We start from the raw sequence: 24690 nt of genomic DNA on the forward strand, positions 1-24690 counted from the left end.
CGGTAACATTTGCCGGACGGCAATCGAAGATCGCGTGCGGTTGAATACGCACCGCACGAGCAGCACACCACGCGCGCTTGTGCTCCCATCAACCACCGAGAAAGGACCAAGGGTTGAGTTCCACCGAAGCCGCGGCACGCGAGCGTGTCATCGGCGCGCTGCGCGCAGAAACCGACACCGTCTCCGACCGCTGGGTACAGCTGCAGCTGGCGCAGGAAGAGATGCGCGACATCGTCAGCGAGAGCGAACTCCGGGAAGAGGCGGACACCTTGCTGAGCGCCCTCCTGCGAGGCCTGGAAAGCGATGTTCCGGCCAACCGGGTGGTGGCCACCGACCGGCCGCTGCGCCAGGCCGTGATCGATGTCTCCATGCGCAGAGCACGGAACGGCGCCATGCCGACCGTCACCTCGCTGGCCATCCTCTCGCTCAAGGAAGCGCTCCTGGAGGCGGTGCAGCGGCAGACCCGGGACACCGAGGAGCTGTTCACCACCGCCGTACTGATAAACCGGCTGCTGGACAGTGCCGGCGCGCTCTCCTTCGAGACGTACGTGGAAGGCCGCGAGGAGATCATCCGCAGGCAGAGCCGGCAGCTTCTGGAGGTGTCCACGCCGGTCGTCCGGCTGTGGCGCCAGGTCCTGGCCGTACCCCTGATCGGTACGCTCGACACCACCCGTACCCAGGTGGTGATGGAGAACATCCTGGAAGCCATCCAGGAGCACGAGGCGCTGGTCGCCATCATCGACATCACCGGTGTGCCGACCGTGGACACCGCGGTCGCCCAGCACCTGATGCAGACCGTCAACGCGGTACGGCTGATGGGCGCGGACTGCGTGATCAGCGGCATCCGGCCGTCCATCGCGCAGACCATCGCGCAGCTCGGCATCGACCTGTCGACCATCCTGACCCGTACCACCCTCGCCGACGCGCTGGCCGCCGCAGTCAAACTGACCGACGAGGCGTCCGCCCATACGTCCACGGGCGTGCAGGAGAAGCGATGAATGCCCGGCCCACGGCCGGAGTGCCCATCCTCAGGCTGGGTGACGTCCTGGTCACCGGGCTGCTCAACGAGCTGGACGACGCCACGGTGGTGGCCTTCACCGAGGAACTGACCACCCGCATCACGGCCGACCGGGCCCGCGGTGTGCTCATCGACATCTCCCGCCTGGAGATCATCGACTCCTTCGTGGCCCGGACGCTGATGGAACTGACCACCATGGCACGGCTGCTCGGCGCCCGGGTGATCGTCGCGGGCATGCGCCCCCCGGTGGCCATGACCCTGGCCGAACTGGGACTGCGGCTGGCCGGAGTGGAAACCGCCCTGAACACGGAACACGGCATGGCGGCCCTCGGCTGGCATCAGAGTCCCCGTCCCTCAGGAGAGGCACCACATGACGGGACCCGGTGAATTCCGCGGTACCGGTGGCACCGGTACCACCACGCTGAGCGGTGACAGCCTGGAGCAGGCCGGCCTCCCGGCCGAGCCCACGGTGCTCACCGTACGCAGCGAACAGGACCTGCTCGCGATCCGGCACGCGGTGCGCGACGCCACCCTCACGGTGGGCTTCAGCATCGTCGACCAGACGCGGGTGGTCACGGCGGCCAGCGAGCTGGCCCGCAACGCCTACATCCACGGAGGTGGCGGCACGATACGGATCGAGTACCCGACCCGGCCCGGCTCGGTGGGCCTGCGGCTGACCGTCGACGACGCCGGACCCGGCATCGCCGACATCGACGCCGCGCTCACCGACGGATACACCACCGGCGCGGGTCTCGGACACGGGCTGGGCGGCGCGCAGCGCCTGATGGACGAGTTCGAGATCCGTACCCGGGAGGGCGGCGGTACGAAGGTGACCGTGACGCGGTGGGCCGACCGTTGACCCTGCTCCCCACCGTCCATCCGACGGCGTACGTCCCCGTCGACCACTACAGCGCCGTGCACCTGGCCGCGCAGACCGCGCGGTCGGTCGCACAGCGCTGCGGGCTCCAGGGGGCGCTGCCCGACCAGGCCGCGGTGATCGCGTCCGAACTGGGCAGCAACCTCGCCAAGCACGCGGTCGACGGGGCGCTGTACATCCAGGCCCTGCCGCTGGGCAACGGCGTGGAGATCCTCGCCGCGGACCGGGGGCCGGGCATGGGTGAGTTCCAGCGCTGCCTGACCGACGGGTACACGACGACCGAGACGCTCGGTGCCGGCATCGGCGGTGTGAACCGCATAGCGACCAGCTTCACCGTCCGCACCCACGAGCCCGGCGGCACGGTGGCCTGTGCCCGGCTCACCCCGCCCGAGGACGCGGACACCGGCCGCCGGGCGGTCGGTGCCGTCTGCCTGCCCGCCGAGCGGGAAGAGGTCAGCGGCGACGCCTGCACGGTGACCGAGACGGACCAGGGCCTGACCGCGATCGTGGTCGACGGCCTCGGGCACGGCCCGGAGGCCGCCGAGGCGGCGCAGCTCGCGTTGCGCACCTTCGCCAGGGCGCCGGACCAGCCGCTGCCCGGACTGATGACCACCGTCCACCGCGCGCTGCGGCGCAGCCGGGGCGCGGCCGTCGGCCTGCTGCGGCTGCACGCCGGGCGTGCGCAGTACTGCGGCATCGGCAACGTACGGTGTCTGACGCTCACGCAGCAGGACGTCCGGAACCGCCTGACCGGCCAGCCCGGTGTGGCGGGACTGGAGATGCCGGCGCCGATGGTCCGCGAGATGCCGTGGGAGCCCCGCTTCACCGCTCTCCTGCACACCGACGGCATCGACCACCGCTGGGCGTACAGCCCGGACCCCTTCCTCATCCGTCTGCCCGCGCCGTTGCTGGCCGCGGCCCTCGTACACGGCCACCGCCGGAGCCGGGACGACGCGACCGTATTCACCGCCAACCTCCACCAGAGACTCTCGTGAGACGCCACACCTTCCATGCGCTGCCGCCGCTGCGCCACGCCGTGCGCCGGCTGGGCGCGGACAACGCCCTGCCCGTCGAGACCCGGGCGCGACTCGTGCTGTCCGTGAGCGCGCTGGCGGACACGGTGATACGGGCCGGGTACGGGGTCACGCTGGAGTCGGCCCGTACGGCTGCGGCGGATCGTTCCTCCTCGGCCGGTTCCCCCGGCGTGGGTTCCGCTGACTCCGGCGGGGCTTCGGGGAGCACCGCCGAAGTCGCGGTCGGACTCCAAGACGCCGAGGGCCCGGGCGCCGGTTCCCGGGACGGCGCTCTCGCCGACGGCGCCTCCGCGGACGGCGGTTCCGCCGCTCCGGCCGCCGGGTCCGGATTCCTGGCGGTCACGCTGCGCACCCCCGCCCCCGTCCTCGCGCCGCCTTCCGGGACCACACTGCTGCTTCCCGCCGAGGTGTCGCCCGAGGCGGCCACCTGGCACGTACCGCTCCCGGCCGGGACCCCCGAAGTGCGCATCCCCTCGAAACGGCTGCCGGGCAACGCGCCGACGGGCCGCGGCGGCCGGCCGTGGGGCAACGGCGGCACGCCCCTGCCGACCGGAGCCTTTGACGGCAACGGGGACGGCTCGGGAACCGATCCGGCCACCGAGAACCGACTTCTGGAGGAGGAGCTACGGGTCGCCCTGGCCCGGGTGGACTCCCTCGCCGCCGACCAGCGCCGGCTGACGCACGAACTGGCGGAGACGAACAGCGGCGTGCTGGCCCTGTACGTGCAGCTGGAGGAGCGCGACGAGCAACTGCGCACGGCCCACGGCCACATCCTGCGCGAGCTGGAGGACGCGCTGCGCCCGCCGCCGATCGCGGTGGACGGGCTGGAGCTGGCCGTCCACTACGCGCCGGCCGGCACCGACGCGCCCACCGGAGGCGACTTCTACGACTGGTTCACGCTGCCGGACGGGACGGTCCACATCACCGTCGTCGACGCGCTCGGGCACGGCGTACGCAGTACGCGCAGTGCGCTGAACGTCACACACGCCGTGCGGACGCTCGCGCTGGAAGGCCACCCGCTGAAATCCATCGTGGCCCGGACGGACGAGATCCTCTCACCGCTCGACCCGGAGCTGATGGCCACGGTGCTGCTGGCGCGGATCGACCCGGTCAGCGGGGATCTGCTGCTCGCCAACGGGAGCCACCCCCCGGCCCTGGTCGTTCGGGCCGCCGGCGGGGAGGAGTATCTGGAGGTGCGGGGGCGCGGGGTGGGCTATCCGTTCCCCGGCAGTGAACGTCTGCTGCACGCCAAGCTGGCGGAGGGGGATCTGCTCGTCCTGTACACCGACGGGCTGACCGAGAGCCGTCGGGACCCCAGAGAGGGCGAACAGCGGCTGGCCGAGAGCGCCCGGCGGCACCGGAACCGGTCCATCGGGGAGATTCCCGGTGCCATCGCCGAGGACATGCACACCGTCATCCTGCACTCCGACGACACGCTGGCCCTGGCCGTGCGGCCGTCGCCGCGGTCACGCTGACTGCTTGCCCTCCCGGGCGACGACGGCGGTGACGGTCTTGCCCTGGGAGGAGATCTCCACCGCGGTGGAGACGGCGAGGCGGCGGACCATCGGCCATCCGAAGCCGCCGCCCTCGCCGCGTACGTCCGGATTGCGCGCGCACGGCGGCCGGGGACTGGAGTCGGCGACACCCACCGTCACCGTGCCGGGACCGGCCGTCAGGCTCAGGGTGCAGGTGGGGGTGTGGGTGTGCCGGACGGCGTTGGTGACCAGCTCGGAGACGATCAGCACGACGGCGTCGGCGGCATCGCGCTCCGGCGGCGGTCCCAGCCCTTTCAGGAAGTCACCGGCAACATCGCGCGCGACGGCTGCCGCTTCGGGGCAGTTCTCCAGCGTCACCACCAGCGAGGGCGCTGCGGAGACCCTGTGCGGGGCCGTGGCGCTGCTCATCGGGCTCACCTCGTTTCCTGTTGAACCGTAAGGCGTACAAGTAGGCAGCTTTCCCGCCGCGCCACGGTGCAATCACCCCGGTTCATGCGGAACTCAACGTTCCCCATGGGGTCGGATCCGGCCTCGGCGGGCTGCTCGTAAGCACTGCCCCACAGACCGGATACCCCGTCCGCGACGGGGTACCGGAAAAACTCCGGGCCGATGGGTGACAGGGCGGCCCGGGAAACCCGGACATCCGCCGATACGGCCCTGCGCGGCCGTGGGAGCGGACGTCCGTCCGCGATCGCTCATGGGACCAAGGAGGCAAGCGCGATGTCGTCCTCGCTGCTGGAGAGTGTGGACATCAAGGCTCCCGTCGCTTTGAGCTGGGCACTGTGGTCGGACGTCACGAACTGGCCGAAGTTCCTGAGCCATGTGCGGCTGGTCGAGCGCCTGGACGAAACGCATTTCGCCTGGCAGCTGTCGCTGCCCGGGGCGGACAAGAATTTCGTGGCGGAACTCACAGAAGTGAAACCGCAGGACCGCATTGCCTGGAAAACGACGGAGGGCGTTCATCACGCGGGCGTCGTCACCTTCCACCGGCTCAGTGACACATCAAGCCGCGTCACGCTGCAAATAGCGTACTCGCCGGAAGGTTTCGTGGAGCGTCTGGACGCCCTGACCAACCTGGACTCCACCCTCGCCGACTACGACCTCGGGGAATTCCGGAAACTCGCGGAGACCGCCGCGGCGATCTGACCCTCGGGAGCCGGAAGTCCGCCGGCGCCTTTGTCCGGCGGCGCCGCTTCCGCCGTACGCCTACTCCCCCGCGCCGGGCACACCGTCGGCCGCCGCCGCTTCCTCCACCGTCCCGTACAGCGGGAGCACCCCTTCGAGACCGGTCAGGTCGAAGAGCCGGCGCAGCCCGGGCGAGGGTGCGGCCAGGCGCAGCCGAGTGCCCAGCGCGGCATGCTGCCGGAGCAGCACATTGACGGTCGTGGAGTCCGCGAAGTCCACCTCGGACAGGTCGACGATCACCGGCCGCGCCCCGTCTCCGTGCACGGCGCCGCCCACCTCGCGGAGGGTCTCTTCCAGAGGTGCGACGGTGTCGATGTCGAGCGGGCCGGTGACGGTGACGACCATCGCGTCCCCGGCACGGCGCCCCTCCCGCACCACGACCCGCGTCGGCCGGTCTGCGCTGGGCTGTGACTGCACGGTGATCCTCAGACGGTTATCGGTTCGGTGGCCGGATCCGGACTGCCGTCCGGCCGGATCGGATGATCAACAATAGAAGCGATTGTTGCCGTTTGACAATATTCCAGAAAGGCAACAATCTTGTCCCCGTCACTGAGCAACACGGCTCTGCCCGGAGTGACTTCGGATCGAGAAGCGGGGCCTGAATGACATCACGCACTGTCCGCGCTGTCCGCGTCGAGTGTGCGGCGTCCGGCGACCGGGCGGACGTCCTCGGCCGTACGGTGTACGGCGGCCGCCCTGCGGAACGCGGCCAGACCCACCGCCAGGTCGGCGACCGCCGCCGGATCCATGCGGGCCACGATCGCCGCCACCTCGCTCGTGCGGGCCGCCCGGTACTCCGCCAGGAACGCCCGCCCGCGCAGACTCAGCCGCAGCTCGACCTCCCGTCGGCTCGTCGCGCTCTGACATCGCTCGGCCAGGCCCATGGCCTCCAGGCGGTCACAGAGGCGACTCACCGCGGGCGGTCGCGAGCCAAGTCCGTCGGCAAGCGCTCGCAGGTTAGTACCCTCGTGTTCCTCGATCACCAGAAGAGCCCGCAACTGGGACGGCGAGACCTGCGCCGAGCGAGCCGTCTCCTGACCGCGGCCCCACAAGACCTCCAGCAACTCGGAGGCGGCAAGGGTGGCCTCGGTCACCTGCTCGCGTGGGTACGACTGACCGGGGAAACGGGACACACGACCACTCTGTCACCCTCCGGCCGCCCGCGTCAGCCCGGCCATGTCGAAATCCACCGGAATAAGAATGTTTGAGAAACCGTGACCCTGAGCTGTGATGTGGAAAGAGCGGTTCGCGCGGCGGCACCGCATGCCCTGGTGGACGCGCTGCGCGCGGCGCTCGCCACGGCCTACGGAGCCACGTCCGTACACCTGTTCCTCGCGGACTACGGCGGCACGGTGCTCAGGCCGTTCTCCTCGCTCGACGAGGACTCCGCAGGCGCACTGTCCATCTCCAACACCCCGGAGGGACGCGCCTTCGGCAGCCAGGAACGGCACGAACGCCAGGTCCGGCACGAGGACGCCGTCGACCACCACCTGCCGGTGACGGTCCGCGGCGAACGCCTCGGCATCCTGACCGTCCGGCTGCCCGCCGAGCGCAACCTGCCCGGGGTCGCCGACGACCTGGCCCACGCGGCGGACCTGCTCGGCCATGAGATCTTCGTCGCCGAGCGCGACACCGACGTCTACCAGCGGGTCCGCCGTACGACCCGGCTCACCCTGGCCGCCGAGATGCAGTGGCAGCTGCTGCCCGCGCGGGCCTGCGTGGCCGAGGAGTACGCCATCGGCGCCCAACTGGAGCCGGCCTACGCCATCCACGGCGACAACTACGACTGGGCCGCGGACGCGGACGAGCTGACCCTCGCCGTCACCAACGGCATGGGCACCGGCATCGAGGCGTCGGTCCTGTCCCACCTCGCGGTCAACGCGCTGCGCAACGCCCGCCGCGCCGGCATCGGCATCGCCGACCAGGCCGCCCTCGCCGACCAGGCCCTCTACGGGCAGTACCGCGGCTCCGCCTACGTCTCGACGCTGCTGCTCCGCTTCCGGCTCGCGACCGGCCGGGTGGAGGTCGTGGACGCCGGCTCCCCGCAGCTCTGGCGGCGCCGGGGCCGGACCATCGACCGCGTCCCCCTCGAACCGCAACTGCCGCTCGGCATGTTCGAGGAGACGCAGTACGTGGCCCAGGAGTTCGAGGTGCTCCCCGGCGACCGGCTGCTCTTCGTCAGCGACGGCGTGTACGCGGCGGTCTCACCGCCCGGCGAGGAGTACGGCGAGCACGCCCTCGCCCGCGCGATCCACGCCACCAGCCTGCTCCCCGCCGCGAGCGTGCCGCGGGCCGTCCTGCGCGACCTGACCGAATACCGCGACGCGGAGTCGATGGACGACGCGCTGGTGCTCTGCCTCGACTGGTTCGGCAAGGCGGGGAACCGGGGCCGGTGAGGCGGGCCCGGCCGTACGGCCGGGCCTCCGGCGGCGCCCCGGGCCGCGCCTCGCACAGCGCGCGGCCCGGAGCCGCGGGCGGCCGGGGCGGGCCCGGAGCTGCTACTTCTTGATCCAGCCCTTCCGCACCAGGGCGTCACAGGTGGCCACCGGGTCCTTCTTCCCCTTGTACTGCTTCTTCACTTCCCGCAGGCAGTCGGCGTACGGGAACGGAGGGCCGCTCTTCTCCGCCCGGGGCTGAGCCGTGGCGGCCGCCTCGGCGGCCTGCCCGGTCCCGGTGAACAGCACACCGCTCAGCGCAACAGCCGCGGCCAGGGCGAAGCTCATCCGTCGCATGGTCGTCCTCTCTCCTTGGGTCTCCTCGCGCCGAAGCCCGGTGCCCCGGACGCGCACGAGCCTTCCGGCAGCTCGCCGAAGACCGGCGGATCGTTCGAAGACGAGCGGATCGCCGGCGGCCCGGAAGGGCTCGCCCCCGCCCAACGAGCCGGTCCGCCACCGGAAACGCCGTCCGGCCCGTGGACACACCGTTGCCACGGTCACGGAATCCTTACGAGTGCACCTGCGAATGCACCGCGGAAAGCAAGCGGTGCCCTTTCTTCCGCCGTTCCGTACCACCTCAACGGAATTGGCCATGTCACCTCGATCGGCCGCCGTACAGAATCCCGCCGATGGCACCGACGTCCGACCGGACAACGGAAGCGACCGGCAGGGAGAACAGCACATGAGCGCCTACGGGACGGATGCGTGCGGGGCGGATGCGTACGGGGACGGGCGTACGGACGGCTGCGGGAGCGCGTACCGCATCCGGATCGCCGTCATGGACGCGGGCATCGGACTGCTGGCGGCAGCCGCCGCGGTACGCCGCCTGCGCCCCGACGCCGATCTGCTCCTCGCCTCGGACCCCGACGGTATGCCGTGGGGCCCCCGCACCCCGCAGGACATCACGGCCCGCGCGCTCGCCGTCGCCGAGTCGGCCGCCGCGTACCGCCCGCAGGCGCTCATCGTCGCCTGCAACACCGCCACCGTGCACGCGCTGCCGGCCCTGCGCGCCCGCTTCGAACCCGGACTGCCGGTCATCGGCACGGTCCCGGCGGTCAAACCGGCCGCCTCGAACGGCGGGCCCGTGGCCGTATGGGCCACTCCCGCCACCACCGGGAGCCCGTACCAGCGCTCCCTCATCCGGCAGTTCGCCGCCGGGGCGTCCGTCACCGAGGTGCCGTGCCCCGGTCTCTCGGACGCCGTCGAACACGCCGACGAGGCAGCCATCGGCCTCGCGATCGCCGCCGCCGCACGGCGCACCCCGGACGACGTACGGACTCTCGTCCGCGGCTGCACCCACTACGAACTCGTCGCCGACCGCATCCACGCGGCCGTCCGGCCCTCCGGCCTGGCGTCCCTCACCCTCCGCGGCTCGGCCGAAGCGGTAGCCGCCCAAGCACTGCGCCGCATTGGCCGCCCGCCCGCTCCCGAGGCCCCCGCCACGGGCACACTGACCACGGTCCTCAGCGGTCGCGAGGCTCCCCTCCTGCCTTCGGCACGGACGTACGCGGAGGGCCGGCTTCTTCTTCGGGACCGCCCTCACCTCTCGCCTCCCCTTCCCCCTCTCGCTCCGGGGCGAGCCCGCGCAGGAGCAGTGGGGTCGCCAGGATGAGCAGGCCGGCGGCCGCGATGGCCGTACGCGGGGTGGTGACGGTGGCCAGAACACCCCACAGGGCGGTCAGCGCCGCGGTGGTGAGTTTGCTGGTCACCGTCCACGCGGACAGGGTCCGGGCGATGCGGTCCGCCGGTGTCAGGTTGAGCCGGTAGGCCGCGGACACCGGGGTGAAGACGCTCATACAGATGATCATGCCGAGTTCGACGGCCATGACGAGCACCAGCCCGGAGGTGCCGGGATGGACGAAGACCAGACCGGCCAGCCAGCAGGCGCGCAGTGTTCCGGCGGTGCGCAGGACCCGGTGCTGTCCGTGGCGCTCGGCCAGCCGGTGCGCCAGGCGCGAGCCGATCAGGCCGCCGACGCACGGCACCGCGAAGGCGAGACCGTACTGCCAGGGTGCGAAGCCGAGGGGGCCGAGCATGAGGACGGCGAGCAGGGGCTGGGTCGCCATGGTCAGGCCGTTGACCAGGACCGTGTTGCAGAACAGCGGGCGCAGGTCCGGGTGGGCCAGGATGTACCGCCACCCTTCGAGCACACCGGCGGCGCGCGATCGCGGCGGCGCCCCGGCCCGGGCCGGGCGCGGCTCGTCGCCGCCGATCGCCCGGATTCCCACCGCCGAAAGAAGGTAGCTGACCGCGTCGGTCAGCACGGTCACCACCGGCCCGCACAGGGCGACCGCCGCCCCGCCGAGCGGCGGTCCGAGCACGGTCGCGGTCCAATTCGTCGCCTCGAACCGGCCGTTCGCGACGATCAGGTCCGCCGGCTGTACGAGGGCTTTCAGGCAGGCACCGGCGGCGGCCCGGAACGTGATCTCCGCCGCCGCGACGACGACCGCCACGACCAGGAGCTGGACGACGCCGAGCCGGTCCAGCACGAACGCGACGGGCACGCTCGCCAGCGCGGCGCACCGGACCAGGTCCATCGCGATCATCACCGGCCGCTTGCGGCGGAACTCCACCCACGGACCGAGCGGCACCGCCAGCACCGCTCCCACGGCCGCCCCCACCGCCGCCAGCGACGACACCTCGGCGGGCCCGGCGTGCAGCACCAGGATGGCGATCAGGGGGAACGCGTCGAAGGCGATACCCGTCCCGAACGCGCTGACCGCGTACGACGCCCACAGCCACCGGAACCGCCGCCCCAACGACGGCCCGGGCATCGCCCCCCACATCTGCGGCACTCCTCCTGGTCTTTTGATGGTCTCGGCGGCCGGACAGCCGGCCGTCGGGTTTCGACATCGAAGCGGGTGGTGCGGGTGTGGGGCAAACAACCGGCGCTCGCTCGGGAGACAACCGTTGGTTGTGGACAGCGTGGTGGGTGCGGTGGCCGGACGCCTCCAAGTACGGGCAAAACACCGGCCGTTCACCTCACGGTCACGATTTCATCACATTACCTGCCGGTAAGCCTTCACTCTGAGGCCGCAGACTCCCCGTGCTTCTCCCCCGTCCTCCCGAGACCAAGGAGCCTTCACGTGGCCACCTCCCACCGCGCTCGGACGGCAAGACTCGCGCTCGCCACGGCACTTACGGCACTGAGCCTGACGGCCGTGCCATTCCCGGCCGGGGCCGCCTCGTCCGCCGCGCCGCCCGCCGTCACCCCGCGGGCCGAGACCGCGGCCCTGCACGACGACGAGGCCGGTGGCAACGCCGACGCGGACGATCCGGCGATCTGGCGCAACGCCGCCGACCCGGACCGCAGCCTGGTGATCGCCACCGCGAAAAAGGGCGGCCTGCGCATCTACGACCTCGACGCCCGGCAGGTGCAGTCCCTGCCCGCGCCCGCCGCGCCCGGCACCGGCCACGCGCCCGGCCGCTTCAACAACGTCGATCTCGTGCACGGTCTGCGGCTGTCCACCGGCCGCGCCGATCTCGCGGTGACCAGCGACCGCGGCAGCGACCGGCTGCGCTTCTACCGCATCGACCGCGACCGGGCGGGCGGCCCGCTCACCGATGTCACGGACCCCGCGGCGCCGCCCGTCTTCGCCACCTCCCAGCAGGAGATCGACAAGCAGCAGACCGCGTACGGCCTGGCCACCTGGACCGACCGGGCCACCGGCCGCTCCTACGCCCTGGTCAGCCGCCGTGAACGCACCACCCTCGCCCTCCTGGAGCTCACCCCCGGCGCCGGCGGCACGGTCGGCTACCGCAAGGTCCGCACTCTGGACCTGCCCGCCGCCTTCCGCCTCCCGAACGGCACATCCTGGTCCCCCTGCGCCGAGCCCGGTGAACTCCCGCAGGTCGAGGGCATGGTGGTCGATCCGGACAACGGCACGCTGTACGCGGGCCAGGAGGACGTCGGCATCTGGCGGCTGCGCGCCGACCTGACCGGCAAGCCGAAGCTGATCGACAAGGTCCGGGAGTACGGCGTCCCGGCCACGTACGACGAGGCGACCGAGGAGTGTGTCGCGGGCGCCGACCCGGGCTACGGCGGCAAGCGGCTGACGGCCGACGTGGAGGGGCTGACGCTGGTCACCGAGCCCAAGGGTGACGGTTATCTGCTGGCGTCCAGCCAGGGGGACAACACCTTCGCGGCGTACGACCGGGAGATATCCGACGACAACGAGTACGAGGGCGGCTTCCGCGTCACCGCCGCCTCGGCCACCCTCGACGGCTCGGAGGAGTGCGATGGCGCCGCCGCCCTGGCCGCACCGCTGGGCCGCCGGTACCCGAAGGGGCTGCTCGTCGTGCAGGACGGTCATGACGCTCCGGGCGATGGGGAACGGCCCTCGACCGACTTCAAGTTCGTCGACCTCGGGGATGTGCTGAAGGCCGTGGACGGCTGATCCACCCGCCGGGCGACGGCCCGCGGGCCGGGCTCCGGGGCGTGGTTCACCCGCGGCGGATGAAGCGTTTCCCGCCGTGCGGCGCTGCGATGCGGCCATGGGTGCACACCGCGGCGCTGAAGGCCCGCTGACCGCTGTCCTGTTGTTCGGGCCACGGCTCGCCTTGGGGGCCGTGGCCGCCGTGGGTTCGGTGGCGGGCGCGGCGGCCGCGGGGGTGCGTGACGAGGTGGAGCGCGCCGGCCGCGCCGCGCTGCGGCAGGTCGTCGCCGCGGCCGTCGCCCAGCTCGACCTGGACGCGCTGGTGGCCCGGGTGGACGTGGACAAGGTGGCCGACCGGGTGGATGTGAACCGCGTCGCCGACCGGGTCGACGTCGAACGGGTCGCGCGCCGGGTCGACATCGACGCCGCGCTGGAGCGGGCCGATCCGGTCGCTCTCACCCGGCAGGTGCTGGAAGAGATCGACATCGGCAGGATCGTCCGGGACACGGGCGGCAGCATGACCGGCGACGCGCTGGACAGCGTACGGCTGCGGAGCGCGCGGGCCGACCGGCAGGTGGCCGCCTTCACCGACCGGCTGCTGCGGCGGAAGGGTTCCGTTCCGTCGTCACCGCCGTCCCGGAACGGCGGGGCCGTCGAGGGTCCGGGAACCGGCGCGCCGAACGGCCGGACATCCACGTGACGCCTCCGTCGCCGGCCGGCGCACCCTCCCGGCTGCAGGGCCGCACCGCGGGGCTGGTCTCCCGCGCCCTCGCTGCCCTCACGGACGCCCTGGCCGTGCTGGGCATCACCGTACTGACCGGACTGGCCGTCGGAACCATCCGCTACCTGGTGCTCGGGCCGCCGTTCGAGGCGCCGAGGCCGTCGGACCAGCTCACCGGCTCCTTCGGCTGCTGTCTCGCCATCGCGTACCTGGCAGCGGGCTGGTCGCTCACGGGCCGGACCGTGGGCGGCCGGCTGATGGGGTTGCGGGTGGTGCACCGCTCGGGGCAGCGGCTGCGGCCGGGCCGCGCTCTGCTCCGGGCCGTACTGTGCGTCGTACTGCCGCTGGGGCTGTTCTGGGCGCCGCTGAGCAGACGGAACGCGTCCGTGGCCGATCTCGTCGTGCGCAGCGCGGTCGTCCATGACTGGTACGGCGGACGGGTACGGCGGACCGGGCCGTAAGGGCCGGGGGCGCCGCGTCAGCGCGGTGCCGACTGCCGTGGGAGCAGCATGGCGGCGACGAAACCACCGCACCCGACGACGGCCAGCACGATCAGCGCGGCGGCGTAGGAGCCGAACGCCAGGTCGGCGACGAGGATGGTGCCGGCGACCGCCGTACCGACCGAGGACCCGAGGTTGGACACGCTGCGCGACAGACCGGAGATCTCGCCCTGCTGCCCCTCGGAGAAGCTGGACTGCACGACGTTGACCGACGGGGTCAGCATCACCCCGAGCCCCAGGCCGATCAGGAGCAGTCCGGGTGTGCTCGCCCACGCGCTCGACGCCTCGCCCGCCAGGGCGAGGAGCGTGCCGATACCGGCGACCGTCACGGCGAAGCCGGTCATGACGAGGGTCCGCGGGGTGCGCCGCTTCGCGAAGCGCTCGGCGGCGAGCGAGGCCGCGAGGAGGCCCGCGGTGGCCGCCGTGAAGATCACTCCGGTCCGGATCGCGTCATAGCCGCGTACGACCTGGAGGTAGGCGGCCACCACGAACGACACCCCCATCAGGATCAGCCACTGGAGGTGCTGGGTGAGCAGGCCGAGGTTGGACGTGCGGTCGTGGAACAGGCCCGTCGACAGCAGCGGTTCGGCGCCGGAGCGCTCCTTCGCCCGTATCCACCGGAAGAACCCGGCCAGGACGAGCGCGCCGAGGAGCAGCAGTCCCGCCATCAGCCAGCCGTTGTCGTCGGCGGCCAGGATTCCGGCGACGACGAGGACCAGGCCGACGGCGGACAGGACCGCGCCGCCGGTGTCGAAGGGGCGCGTGGGGTCCGGGGGCAGCGGGTCGGCGACCCGGCGGCTCAGTACGACGATCGCCACGATCACCAGCGCCTGGAAGACGAAGGCCGCCCGCCAGCTCAGCCACGAGGTGATGAGCCCGCCGATCAGCGGCCCGGCGGCCGCGCCGATGCCGCCCATCGCCATGATCGCCCCGAACGCGCGGGCGCGGGCGGTGACGTCCGTGAAGTAGAGCGTGGTGAGGATGTAGACCGGCGGGATGAGCAGGGCCGTCCCGACGCCTTCGAGGATCGAGTTGCCGAGGATGAGCACACCGAGGCCGGGCGCGGCCGCGCTGAGCAGGGCGCCGACGCCGTAGATCGCGAGACCGGCCACCAGGCAGCGCTTGCGGCCGATGCGGTCGGTCAGCTTGCCGCCGGGGATCATCAGTGCCGCCATGACCAGCAGGAACATGGTGATCGCGAGCTGCACGCCCTGCACGGTGGTGTCCAGGTCCGCGCTGATGTCGTTGATCATCACGTTCATGTTGGAGCCGGCGAAGCTGCAGATGAACTGGGCGAGCGCGAGCGGCGCCAGCACTTGGCGCGGGGTGCTCGGTGCGCGTCCGCGGGTCCCCGTTCCCGGGCCGGTGGGGCCGGTCGGTACGGTCATCGTCTCGCCTCCGATCGCTGCTGCCCGGCGTACGGCGCGGGCCGTCCGCCGGGCGCCGCTCATCGTCCCCACCCGGTGATCGCGCGTCGTCACCCGCCGGGGGTGACGACGCGCACCGGGGACCCGGAGCACCCTCGGCGCCGACGCGGGAGCAATCCGCACCCGCCTCGGAGACGGAGGGGCCTGTCATGGCCACCACGACCAGCCCGCACCACCGATCGGCCGGAGTCATCGCCGCCGCGAGCGGCCTGACGATCTTCGCCGCCGTGATGCTGTTCATCTCCGGTGTGCTCGACCTCTTCCGGGGCATCATGGGCATCGCCGAGAACGAGGTCTTCCTCAACACCCCCAACTATGTGTTCAAGTTCGACCTGACCAGCTGGGGCTGGATCCACCTGGCCTTCGGGGCAATCGCCGTCATCGTGAGCCTCGGGCTGTTCACGGCGGCCACCTGGGCCCGGGTCCTCGCGATCGGCATCGCGGCACTGCTGATCATCGTCAACTTCCTGACCATTCCCTACTATCCGGTCTGGTCGATCACCCTGATCGCGCTGTACGGGACCACCATCTGGGCCCTGTGCGTGGTCCGCCGGGACACGATCAACGAGTAGCAGGGACGGACCCGTGCCGGACCCGGCGGTGCGCGCGGTGGACGAGTGGGCCGGGCGCATCGCGGAGTTCATCGCGCCCCTGCGGGTGAAGCCGGGGTCGGAGGTCGATCTGGGCAAGGACTTCGACCCCGGCTACAAGGCGGGCATCGCGCGCAAGCGGGACGGCCAGGAGCTGCTGCGGACCGGTGTCGAGCTGCTGGCCGACCAGCAGCGGCGGCTGGCCGCCCAGGGCACCCACGGGGTGCTGATGTGTCTGCAGGCGCTGGACGCCGGAGGCAAGGACGGCACGATCCGGCATGTGATGACGGGAGTGAATCCGCAGGGGGTGCACGTGGTCGGCTTCAAAGAGCCGTCCGCCGAGGAACTCGACCACGACTACCTCTGGCGCTACGCCTGCCATCTGCCCCGGCGCGGGGAGATCGGCATCTTCAACCGGTCGCACTACGAGGAGGTCCTGGTGGTACGGGTGCATCCCGAACACCTCGACCGCCAGCGGCTGCCGGGCCGGGGTGGACGGCGCAGCCTCTGGCAGCGGCGCTTCCGGGAGATCAACGACTGGGAGCGGTATCTGACCGACAACGGCTTCCGGATCGTGAAACTGTTCCTGAACCTGTCCAAGGAGGAGCAGCGGATCCGTTTCCTGCAGCGGATCGACGTCCCGGAGCGCAACTGGAAGTTCTCGGCGGCCGACACCCGGGAGCGCGCCCGGTGGGACGATTATCAGCGGGCGTTCTCCGAGATGCTGTCCGCCACCAGCACCCGGTGGGCACCGTGGTACGTCGTCCCCGCGGACCACAAGTGGTTCGCGCGGATCTGCGCGGCCGCGGTGCTCGCCCATGTCCTGATCGGCATCGATCCGCAGTACCCGGAGATCGGCGAGCCGGCCCGGCGTGAACTGGCCCAGGCCAGGGAGAAGCTGGAGGCGGAAGCCTGGCGGACGCGATGACGGCCGCCGACGGCGGCCGGGGCGCCCGGGTCCTGGGCAAGGCCCGCGAGGTGGCGCCCGGCCTCCGGACGTTCCCGGCGTACCGGCGGCAGTGGCTCGTCAAGGACGTCGTCGCCGGAGTCGTGCTGACCACGCTGCTGGTTCCGCAGGGGATGGCGTACGCGGAACTGGCGGGCCTGCCCGCGATCAACGGGCTGTACACCTCCGTCCTGTGCCTGCTGGCGTACGCCGTCTTCGGCCCGTCGCGCATCCTGGTGCTGGGCCCGGACTCCTCCCTCGGCCCAATGATCGCGGCCACGGTGCTGCCGCTGGCCGCCGCCGGGGGCGACAGCGGGCGGGCGGTGGCGCTCGCCTCGGTGCTGGCGCTGATGGTCGGCGCCATCATGGTCCTGGCGAGCGTGGCGAAGCTCGGCTTCATCGCCGATCTGATCTCCAAGCCGACGATGATCGGCTATATGAACGGGCTGGCGCTGACCATTGTGATCGGCCAGCTGCCGAAGCTGTGCGGCTTCTCGACGGATGCCGACGGGCTGCTCGGCGAGGCGTCCGGTTTCGTTCGTGGCCTGGCCGATGGGAAGGCGGTGCCCGCCGCCGTGGTGGTGGGCCTGGGCGGGGTCGTACTGATCCTGGTGCTGCAACGGTGGCTGCCGAAGGTGCCCGCGGTGCTCGTCATGGTGCTGCTGGCGATGGCCGCGACGCCCCTGTTCGACCTGGCCGCACGCGGCGTGGGCCTGGTCGGCACGCTGCCCACGGGCTTCCCGCCGCTGTCCGTCCCGCACCTCGCGTGGGACGACCTCGCTCCGCTGTGCGCCGGGGCGGTGGGCATCGCCCTGGTGTCCCTGGCCGACACCATCTCCAACGCCTCGGCGTTCGCGGCCCGCACCGGACAGGAGGTCCAGGGCAACCAGGAGATGCGCGCGATCGGCAGCGCGAACCTGGCGGCAGGGCTGTTCCAGGGCTTCCCCGTCAGTACGAGCGGCTCGCGGACGGCCGTGGCCGAGCGTGCGGGCGCCCGTACCCAGCTCACCGGGGTCGTCGGAGCGGTACTGATCATCGTCATGCTGGTGCTGTTCCCCGGCCTGTTCCGCGCGCTGCCCCAGCCCGCGCTGGCCGCGGTGGTCAGCACGGCCGCGCTGTCCCTGGCCGATCTCACCGGGACGGTACGGCTGTGGCAGCGGCGCAAGACGGAGTTCCTGCTGTCGGTCGCGGCGTTCCTCGGTGTGGCGCTGCTCGGTGTGCTGCCCGGCATCGCGGTGGCGGTCGGCCTGTCGATCCTCAACGTGTTCCGGCGCGCGTGGTGGCCGTACAACACCGTGCTGGGCCGGGTGCCGGGGCTGGCGGGCTACCACGACGTCCGCTCCTACCCGGACGCCGAACGGCTGCCCGGCCTGGTGATCCACCGTTTCGACGCGCCGCTGTTCTTCGCCAACGCCAAGGCCTTCCGCGACGAGGTGCTGCGTCTGACGCACGGCGAGCCGCCGCCCCGGTGGGTGCTGGTCGCCGCCGAGCCGGTGACCGACGTGGACACCACCGCGGCCGATGTGCTGGAGGAACTCTGCGAGGGGCTCGAAGCCCGGCACATCCGTCTGGTGTTCGCCGAGCTGAAGGATCCGGTGCTGGGCAAGCTCAGGCGGTACGGGCTGGCCCACGCCCTGGGCGGCGACCGGTTCTTCCCCACCGTCGAATCCGCCGTCACCGCGTTCCGCGCCGGGACCGGCGCGGGGTGGACCGCGGCCGGGCCGCCCGACAGGCTCGGCCGGCGCTGACACGGGCTCTCAGCGCCGGCGCGGTCGCCGGGACCGTTCAGTCGTGGTCCGGGCCGATGGCGAGGACGTGGGTGCCCCAGGCGTCCAGGTCGACGAACAGGCCGGGGCCGGTCAGCTCGTCCCCGGTGCGTGCGTACTGCGCACCGTCGAGCAGCCCGGTCAGCCGCCATCCGGCGGAGCCCAGTTCCGGCCACGGCAGCCGGACGCGTCCCTGCGCGGGCCGCTCCGAGAGGTTCACCGCCGTCAGGAACCGTCCGGCGGGGCCCGCCCAGCACCAGGCCAGCACATTCTTGCCGGAGTCGTTGTCGGGCCAGCCCGCGCACTCCAGCAGCCGCCATTGTCCGGTCCGCATTCCGCTGCGGTGCACGCCGGCCAGCAGCCGCTCGTGGAAGGCCCGCAGTTCGGTGTCCGCCTGCTCGTCCGGACGCCGGTCCAGGAAGACGGGCAGCCGGGTGCGGCGCCCGGTGAACTGGCCCTCGTGCCACAGCGTCGCCCCGGGCAGGGTGGCGATCAGGACCGCCGCCGCGCGCTCCTTGGCCGGGTGCAGCGTCTCCGCGGCCCGTGGCTCGTCGTGGTTCTCCAGGAACCGTACAAGCTTGCGCTGGTACGCCTCGTCTGCCGTCAGGTGCTGCCGCACCGACTCGGGGCCCTCGTTCAGGACCCGGTCGTAGAGGCGCTTGTCGTAACAGAAGTCGAACCCCTGCTGCTGGAGGGCCCATTCGAGGTCCCAGTACGCCTCGGCGACGAACGTCATGCCGGGGTGCCGCTGCCGTACGTCGCCGATGACCGTGGGCCAGAAGTCGTCCGGCGGCGGGGTCCCGGCGCGCTGCCCCCAGGTGCGGGCGAAGATGTCGTTCATCAGCAGCATCGCCATGTCGCAGCGCACTCCGTCGCAGAACTGCCCGATACGGCCCAGCACGTCCGCGGTCGCCCGGCGCAGGGCGGGCTCGAAGGCGTTCAGCTGCACCACGTCCGGCCAGGGCGGGAAGAAGGGGTCGCGGCCGCGGGCGAGGACGGCGGTCCCGGTGTCGAGGTAGCCGGCCGGGTCGCGCCGTGCGTCGTCGGCGCTGCCGCGCACGAAGTACTCGGGGTGTTCGGTCACCCAGGGGCTGTCCGGGGCGACGTGGTTGGGGACGTAGTCGAGCAGCAGCCCGATGCCCCGGCTGTCGAGTTCGGCGCGTGCGGCGGCCAGCCCCTCGGCACCGCCGAGCGTCGCGTCGGCCTCGTAGCGCCGGATGCAGTACGGCGACCCGGCGATCTCGTCCTCCCCGATGCCGGGTACGGCCCGGGCGAACGCGGCACGCAGCGACGGGTCCCACAGGGCGATGCCGCGGCCCTGCGGGCTGCGCTCCCACACCCCCATGAGCCAGACGGCGTCGACACCGAGCGGGGTGATCTCGTCCCACGCGTCCTTGGGCACGTCGGCGAGACCGGCCGGACGCCCGGTGCGGCGCTGGATCTCCCGCAGCCACACCCGGGTGTTGACCTCGTGGACGACGGGGTGCGCGGGCAGCTCGGTCATGGCCTCTCCTTCCGGACCGGCTCCGCCAGGAAGTCGCCGGGCGCGAGCGTGCCGAAGATCTTCATCAGGGTGGCGACCAGGCCCGTCCAGCCCGTCTGGTGGGACGCGCCGATGCCGGCGCCGTTGTCGCCGTGGAAGTACTCGTGGAAGAGGATCAGGTCGCGCCAGTACGGGTCGCGGTGGAACTTCTCCTGCCCACCGTAGACCGGCCGCCGGCCGTCCTGGTCGCGCAGGAAGAGGCGGGCGAGCCGGCCGGAGATCTCCTCGGCCACCTCGTACAGCGTCATCCGGGTGCCCGATCCGGTCGGGCACTCGACGGTCAGCCCGTCGCCGTAGAAGCCGTACAGGTTGAGCAGCCCCCGGATGACCAGGGCGTTCATCGGGAACCACACCGGGCCGCGCCAGTTGGAGTTGCCGCCGAACATCCCGGTGTCGGATTCGGCGGGCAGATAGGACACCCGGTACTCCTCGCCGTGCACCCAGAAGCTGTACGGGTGCTCGGCATGGTGGCGGGAGAGGGACCTGATGCCGTACGGGCTGAGGAACTCGTCCTCGGACAGGAGGTGGCCGAGGACCCGCAGCAGCTTCTTCTCGTCCACGACGGACAGCAGCCGGGCCCCGCCGGTCTCGCCCGCCCGGGCCGAGGCCAGCGTGACGGAGAGGGAGGGGTGGCGGTCCGCGAAGCTGCGCAGGCGCTCCCCCAGGCCCGGTATCCGCTCCAGTTGCCGCGGGCGGAAGACGGTCGACGCGCACAGTGGCAGCAGGCCGACCATCGAGCGGACCTTGAGCCGTACGGCCTGGCCGTCGGGCAGGCGCAGCACGTCGTAGTAGAACCCGTCCTCCTCGTCCCACAGTCCGTCGTCGAGGTCGCCGACGCGGTCCATGGAGCCGGCGATCCACAGGTAGTGCTCGACGAATTTGAGCACCAGTTCCTCGTAGGAGGGGTGGTGTTCGACGAGTTCCAGCGCGATCTGCAGCATGGACTGGCAGTACAGGGCCATCCAGGCCGTGCCGTCGGCCTGTTCGAGCCGGCCGCCGGTGGGCAGCGGCGCGCTGCGGTCGAAGACGCCGATGTTGTCCAGGCCCAGGAAGCCGCCCTGGAAGACGTTGCGGCCCTCGGGGTCCTTGCGGTTGACCCACCAGGTGAAGTTCGTCAGGAGCTTGTGGAAGGTGCGTTCCAGGAACGCGGGGTCGGCGCGGCCCGTGGTGCGCTCCTCCATCAGGTGGACGAAGTACGCGGCCCAGGCGTGCACCGGAGGGTTGACGTCCCCGAAGTTCCATTCGTACGCGGGGACCTGCCCGTTGGGGTGCTGGTAGGAGTCCTTGAGCAGCAGTTCGAGCTGCTGTTTCGCGAACCGGCTGTCCACGGCCGACAGGGCCACGGTGTGGAAGGCCAGGTCCCACGCGGCGAACCAGGGGTACTCCCATTTGTCGGGCATCGAGATGATGTCGTCGCTGACCATGTGGAACCACTCGCGGTTGCGGATGCCGGGCCGCGGCAGGCTCCAGGGGTCCAGGCCGTGTTCGGCCAGCCAGGTCTCCAGGTCGAAGCCGTAGTACTGCTTCGACCACAGCATTCCGGCGAGGGCCTGGCGCAGCACCCGCGCCTCGTCCTCGCCCGCCCCGGGCGGGGTCAGGTCGCGGTAGAAGGCGTCGGCCTCGGCGATCCGCTCCTGGAACACGGCGTCGAAGCCGCGGGCCACCGACAGGGTGGAGCCGGTGGGCGCGAGCCGCAGCCGCAGGGTCTCCTCGCCGCCGGCCGGGACGGTCAGGGTGTAGTGCGCGGCCGCCTTGGTGCCCTCCCCGGCCGGGTTGACGGCGCCCGCATCACCGTCGACGACCGCGCGGCCGATGCCGTCCTTGACGTACGGCGTGCGGCTGGGTGTGCCGAACAGCCGCTCGTGGTTGGTCTCGTTCTCGGTGAACAGCAGCGGGACCGCGCCGGCGCAGCGCAGTTCGTAGCTGCCCAGTTCGGAGTGGACGGCCCGGACGGTCGTCGTGCGGCTCGGGCCGGATGCCGCGGCCAGGTGCGGCCTGTCGGCGCCCTCGTGCCAGGACCAGGTGTTGCGGAACCACAGGGTGGGCAGTACGTGCGCGGTCGCCTCGTCGGGGCCGCGGTTGGCGACGGTGATGCGGATGAGTACGTCGTCGTCCGCGGCCTTGGCGTACTCGACGGTGACGTCGAAGTACCGGTCGTCGTCGAAGATGCCGGTGTCGAGCAGTTCGTACTCGAACTCCTGGCGGCCGCGGGCCTGGTTGACGGCCACGAGGTCGCGGTAGGGGAACTCGGCCTGCGGGTACTTGTACAGGTAGCGCAGGTAGGAGTGGCTGGGCGTGCTGTCGAGGTAGAAGTAGTACTCCTTCACGTCCTCGCCGTGGTTGCCCTCGCCGTTGGTCAGGCCGAAGGCGCGTTCCTTGAGAATGGGGTCGCGCCCGTTCCACAGGGCGAGGGCGAAGCAGAGGCGCTGCTTGGCGTCGCTGATGCCACCGAGCCCGTCCTCGCCCCACCGGTAGGCCCGGGAGCGGGCGTGGTCGTGCGGGAAGTACGACCAGGCGTCGCCGCCCTCGCTGTAGTCCTCGCGGACCGTGCCCCACTGACGTTCGCTCAGGTACGGGCCCCACAGCTGCCGGCGTTCGTCGTCGCCGGACGGGTCTGCCGGTCCCGTGTTCGTCTGCGTGGTCATGCCTGCCTCCCTGCCTCAGGGGCTGCCCCGGCAGCAGGCTCGGTCTCCGCGCCGGGGCCCGCCTCACCTGACCGGGGTGAGGAGCCGTCGCGCAGTGCGAGTGTGATCGCCGCTTCGTACGCGGCCAGTACCGCGGCGGTCACGAAGAGGCTCGCCCAGGACGACAGCAGCAGCGCGACCAGGGCCGCGACGACCACGCCAGCGACCCGGAGCACGTCGGCGTGGCCGCGTACCCATGCGTGCAGCGCGCTCCCCGTGGAGACCTTCCGGCCGGTGCGCACGGCGAACCGGCCGGTGGCCCGGACGCCCCGGGCCGTCTGACGGCGCAGGCCGACGGGCAGCCGTCCGGGGCCTAGCAGGTACATCAGGAGGGCCAGGACGACACCGAGCCACAGCAGTTGGTCGCCGCGGTCGCGCAGCGTCGTGAAGATGGTCCACAGGGCGTTCCGCACTCCGTCGCGGTAGGTTCCGGACGGCACCTGGGCCAGCAGCTGGTCCCGTACCGCCCGCAGGACGGCGGAGAGCGCGGTGACGCTGATCACGAGCCACAGGCCCAGCTGGAGCAGGGTGCGCCGGCGGTTCGGGGAGACCCACAGGGCGAGGCCGAGCAGCAGCGGCACGGCGAGCACCAGGCCCACCAGCCCGCGTTCGAACAGCACCACGGCCTGCTGCAACTGCCCCAGGGTCTCCCGGTCGTAGAGCTTGATCTGCGCGAAGTCGGCGGGCAGGGTCACGCCCAGCGCCTTCCCGATCCGGTCGCGCAGCCCGGCCGGGACCTCCCCGGACGACAGGGTGGGCAGGTCCAGCCGCTTGCCGAACAAGGTGGGGAGCCGGTCCTCCAGGGCGGTCAGGAGATTGTTGACCAGCGGGAGCAGGTTGAGGGTGACCGTGTCGCCCTGTACCCGCACGCCCTCGCTGCGCTGCTCCAGCACCGCGGTGATCCGCTCGTGCGCGAAGCGGTTGGCGGAGCGCCACAGCTCCTGGAACCGTTCCGTCGCGAGCAGCTTGTCGACCGAGTCGCGTACGTAGCCGTGGACGGCGCCGGTGACCGGTCCGGCGACGAACGACGCCCGCGGCGGCAGCGCGTCGGACAGCCGCCGCTCGACGTCCAGCCGGTCGAAGATCTCGTCCGCGAGGTAGGCGGAGACGGCCTTGCCGACGGCCGGGTCCTCGGGCAGCGGCCCCACCGTGGAGACCCAGCGGTCCGTGTTCAGCGCGGTGCGGGCGCCCCACACCCCGACGACCGAGGTGACCGTGAAGACGGCCACCAGCGCGATCACCACGGCCGCGACGATCCGCCGCAGCGCCAGCAACCTGACCCGCCGTCGCCGCTGCGTACCGGCACGGACCCGCAGCTCCCGGACCTCCGCCCGCAGGCGCTCCAGCTCACCGCCGGCCGCGGAACCCGCGGCGGCCGTGCCGTCGTCCGCCGTTCCCTCGTGAGCCATGCCGCACCTCCGCCGCCCACCGTCGCGGAGCCCCCGCCGTGCGGCCCTCACCTGTGGTGGGTGACGCGGCGGGCGGCGGGCTACGGCTGGATGGGGGCGGTCTTGCACCGGGTTCGTCGGAGGAGGGCGCTCATGACCATGATCGGACCGGTACAGCTGCTGACCGTCGCGTTCGGTCCGGACGCGAAGTTCGAGGGCCGGATCATCGAGGAGCTGGGCGTCCTGGAGGCGAACGGCCAGGTCCGCGTCCTGGACATGCTCTTCGTACGCAAGGAGCCGAACGGGCGGCTGTTCGCCCTCGACTACCAGGCGGAGAGCATGGGCGAGACCGTCGCCGCGCTGCTCGGCCTGACAGCGGACCGGCCGCGGGACACCCGGGCGGCCGTCCCCTCGCCGGACGGCGGCGCCTTCGGCCTGTCCCCCACCGAGATCGGAGGGCTGGCCGAGTCGATGGAGCCGGGCGTCGCGGCGGCGTTCATCCTGCTCGAACACGTATGGGCGACCCGTCTGAAGGAGGCCATCCGGGACACCGGCGGGGTGCCCGTCGCGGAGGGGTTCCTCACCGAAGAGGCGCTCGCGCCGGTGGCCGCCGAGCTCGCGGCCGCGGCCCGGCGGCTGGGCGAGCCGGCCGCCGCCCCGTCCACGCCGGGCCGGGGAACCGGCCCTTCCACCAGGAGGTAGTG

At 72.0% G+C, this 24690-nt stretch carries 23 protein-coding genes and 1 pseudogene; 15 read left to right on the forward strand and 9 right to left on the reverse strand.

From position 1 onward, the window contains the following. The first annotated feature begins 113 nt into the window (after positions 1–113). From ACZ53K_RS21680 to ACZ53K_RS21700, 5 genes are read left to right on the forward strand one after another with little or no spacing between them, the layout of a single operon-like run. Entirely contained in the window at positions 114–998 is an 885-nt protein-coding gene (locus tag ACZ53K_RS21680) for an STAS domain-containing protein (protein ID WP_468838954.1), read from the forward strand. Next, positions 995–1405, forward strand: a complete 411-nt coding sequence (locus ACZ53K_RS21685; RefSeq protein ID WP_468487823.1) for an STAS domain-containing protein — start codon at positions 995–997, stop codon at positions 1403–1405. Before ACZ53K_RS21680 ends, ACZ53K_RS21685 begins: the two co-directional genes overlap by 4 nt. Beyond that, the gene (locus tag ACZ53K_RS21690; protein WP_468838956.1) at positions 1389–1877 is read left to right on the forward strand and encodes an ATP-binding protein; all 489 of its coding nucleotides are present in this window, start codon (positions 1389–1391) and stop codon (positions 1875–1877) included. Before ACZ53K_RS21685 ends, ACZ53K_RS21690 begins: the two co-directional genes overlap by 17 nt. Then, positions 1862–2890 (forward strand): SpoIIE family protein phosphatase, encoded by a 1029-nt coding sequence (locus ACZ53K_RS21695; RefSeq protein WP_468838959.1) that lies wholly within the window; start codon positions 1862–1864, stop codon positions 2888–2890. Before ACZ53K_RS21690 ends, ACZ53K_RS21695 begins: the two co-directional genes overlap by 16 nt. After that, entirely contained in the window at positions 2887–4404 is a 1518-nt protein-coding gene (locus ACZ53K_RS21700; protein ID WP_468838962.1) for a PP2C family protein-serine/threonine phosphatase, read from the forward strand. Before ACZ53K_RS21695 ends, ACZ53K_RS21700 begins: the two co-directional genes overlap by 4 nt. Here the strand turns inward: ACZ53K_RS21700 and ACZ53K_RS21705 are convergent. After that, a complete protein-coding gene (locus ACZ53K_RS21705; protein ID WP_468838965.1) occupies positions 4396–4833 on the reverse strand; it encodes an ATP-binding protein in 438 nt (145 codons plus the stop codon). The genes ACZ53K_RS21700 and ACZ53K_RS21705 overlap by 9 nt on opposite strands. 312 nt (positions 4834–5145) lie before the next feature. Here ACZ53K_RS21705 and ACZ53K_RS21710 point away from each other — a divergent pair, with 312 nt between their 5' ends. After that, the gene (locus ACZ53K_RS21710) at positions 5146–5571 is read left to right on the forward strand and encodes an SRPBCC family protein (RefSeq protein WP_468838968.1); all 426 of its coding nucleotides are present in this window, start codon (positions 5146–5148) and stop codon (positions 5569–5571) included. 60 nt (positions 5572–5631) lie between these two features. On the opposite strand, the gene ACZ53K_RS21715 is transcribed toward ACZ53K_RS21710, so the two are convergent. Together ACZ53K_RS21715 and ACZ53K_RS21720 are read right to left on the reverse strand one after the other, a co-directional pair. Then, positions 5632–6027 carry an STAS domain-containing protein gene (locus ACZ53K_RS21715; RefSeq protein ID WP_468838971.1) on the reverse strand — a complete coding sequence of 132 codons (396 nt, stop codon included), beginning with the start codon at positions 6025–6027 and terminating at the stop codon, positions 5632–5634. Between the two features lie 191 nt (positions 6028–6218). Continuing rightward, on the reverse strand, positions 6219–6743 hold the full coding sequence (locus tag ACZ53K_RS21720; protein ID WP_468838973.1) for a MarR family winged helix-turn-helix transcriptional regulator: 525 nt from the start codon (positions 6741–6743) through the stop codon (positions 6219–6221). Positions 6744–6842: 99 nt separating this feature from the next. Here ACZ53K_RS21720 and ACZ53K_RS21725 point away from each other — a divergent pair, with 99 nt between their 5' ends. Continuing rightward, positions 6843–8006: a PP2C family protein-serine/threonine phosphatase gene (locus tag ACZ53K_RS21725; RefSeq protein WP_468838976.1), complete on the forward strand. Its 1164-nt coding sequence runs from the start codon at positions 6843–6845 to the stop codon at positions 8004–8006. Positions 8007–8108: 102 nt separating this feature from the next. Here the strand turns inward: ACZ53K_RS21725 and ACZ53K_RS21730 are convergent, their stop codons facing one another. Continuing rightward, entirely contained in the window at positions 8109–8342 is a 234-nt protein-coding gene (locus ACZ53K_RS21730; protein ID WP_468838979.1) for a hypothetical protein, read from the reverse strand. Positions 8343–8808: 466 nt separating this feature from the next. On the opposite strand from ACZ53K_RS21730, the gene ACZ53K_RS21735 reads away from it, so the two are divergent. Beyond that, the gene (locus ACZ53K_RS21735) at positions 8809–9657 is read left to right on the forward strand and encodes a glutamate racemase (RefSeq protein WP_468839281.1); all 849 of its coding nucleotides are present in this window, start codon (positions 8809–8811) and stop codon (positions 9655–9657) included. Here ACZ53K_RS21735 and ACZ53K_RS21740 read toward each other — a convergent pair. After that, positions 9554–10831: pseudogene (locus tag ACZ53K_RS21740) on the reverse strand (MFS transporter); the annotation flags it as partial. The gene ACZ53K_RS21735 and the pseudogene ACZ53K_RS21740 sit on opposite strands and share 104 nt — an antisense overlap. 300 nt (positions 10832–11131) lie before the next feature. Here ACZ53K_RS21740 and ACZ53K_RS21745 point away from each other — a divergent pair. The 3 genes from ACZ53K_RS21745 (at position 11132) to ACZ53K_RS21755 (ending at position 13603) form a co-directional block, all read left to right on the forward strand. After that, complete coding sequence (locus tag ACZ53K_RS21745; RefSeq protein WP_468838981.1) at positions 11132–12442, forward strand: phytase; 1311 nt, start codon at positions 11132–11134, stop codon at positions 12440–12442. A 97-nt stretch (positions 12443–12539) separates the two neighbouring features. Continuing rightward, positions 12540–13121, forward strand: coding sequence for a hypothetical protein (locus ACZ53K_RS21750; protein WP_468838984.1), 582 nt, complete (start codon positions 12540–12542; stop codon positions 13119–13121). Next, on the forward strand, positions 13118–13603 hold the full coding sequence (locus ACZ53K_RS21755) for an RDD family protein (protein WP_468838986.1): 486 nt from the start codon (positions 13118–13120) through the stop codon (positions 13601–13603). Before ACZ53K_RS21750 ends, ACZ53K_RS21755 begins: the two co-directional genes overlap by 4 nt. Positions 13604–13620: 17 nt before the next feature. Here ACZ53K_RS21755 and ACZ53K_RS21760 read toward each other — a convergent pair whose 3' ends face one another. Continuing rightward, positions 13621–15030 (reverse strand): MFS transporter, encoded by a 1410-nt coding sequence (locus ACZ53K_RS21760; protein WP_468839284.1) that lies wholly within the window; start codon positions 15028–15030, stop codon positions 13621–13623. A gap of 188 nt (positions 15031–15218) precedes the next feature. Here ACZ53K_RS21760 and ACZ53K_RS21765 point away from each other — a divergent pair, with 188 nt between their 5' ends. Genes ACZ53K_RS21765 through ACZ53K_RS21775 form a run of 3 tightly spaced genes read left to right on the forward strand, consistent with a single transcriptional unit; the run spans position 15219 to position 18353 of the window. Next, positions 15219–15641 (forward strand): DUF7144 family membrane protein, encoded by a 423-nt coding sequence (locus tag ACZ53K_RS21765; protein WP_468838988.1) that lies wholly within the window; start codon positions 15219–15221, stop codon positions 15639–15641. Positions 15642–15654: 13 nt separating this feature from the next. Continuing rightward, positions 15655–16587 carry a polyphosphate kinase 2 family protein gene (locus tag ACZ53K_RS21770; protein ID WP_468838991.1) on the forward strand — a complete coding sequence of 311 codons (933 nt, stop codon included), beginning with the start codon at positions 15655–15657 and terminating at the stop codon, positions 16585–16587. After that, positions 16584–18353, forward strand: coding sequence for a SulP family inorganic anion transporter (locus ACZ53K_RS21775; protein ID WP_468838994.1), 1770 nt, complete (start codon positions 16584–16586; stop codon positions 18351–18353). The genes ACZ53K_RS21770 and ACZ53K_RS21775 overlap by 4 nt, the downstream gene beginning before the upstream one ends. 37 nt (positions 18354–18390) lie before the next feature. On the opposite strand, the gene ACZ53K_RS21780 is transcribed toward ACZ53K_RS21775, so the two are convergent. From ACZ53K_RS21780 to ACZ53K_RS21790, 3 genes are read right to left on the reverse strand one after another with little or no spacing between them, the layout of a single operon-like run. Next, positions 18391–19875: an alpha-amylase gene (locus tag ACZ53K_RS21780; protein WP_468838997.1), complete on the reverse strand. Its 1485-nt coding sequence runs from the start codon at positions 19873–19875 to the stop codon at positions 18391–18393. Next, positions 19872–22559, reverse strand: coding sequence for an MGH1-like glycoside hydrolase domain-containing protein (locus ACZ53K_RS21785; RefSeq protein ID WP_468839000.1), 2688 nt, complete (start codon positions 22557–22559; stop codon positions 19872–19874). Before ACZ53K_RS21785 ends, ACZ53K_RS21780 begins: the two co-directional genes overlap by 4 nt. Next, positions 22556–24007, reverse strand: coding sequence for a hypothetical protein (locus ACZ53K_RS21790; protein WP_468839003.1), 1452 nt, complete (start codon positions 24005–24007; stop codon positions 22556–22558). The genes ACZ53K_RS21785 and ACZ53K_RS21790 overlap by 4 nt, the downstream gene beginning before the upstream one ends. Before the next feature lie 132 nt (positions 24008–24139). Between ACZ53K_RS21790 and ACZ53K_RS21795 the strand changes: the two genes are divergently transcribed. Next, positions 24140–24688 carry a DUF1269 domain-containing protein gene (locus ACZ53K_RS21795; protein ID WP_468839006.1) on the forward strand — a complete coding sequence of 183 codons (549 nt, stop codon included), beginning with the start codon at positions 24140–24142 and terminating at the stop codon, positions 24686–24688. The last annotated feature ends 2 nt before the right edge of the window (positions 24689–24690 follow it).

This window comes from Streptomyces sp. NPDC033221 (genome assembly GCF_055577005.1).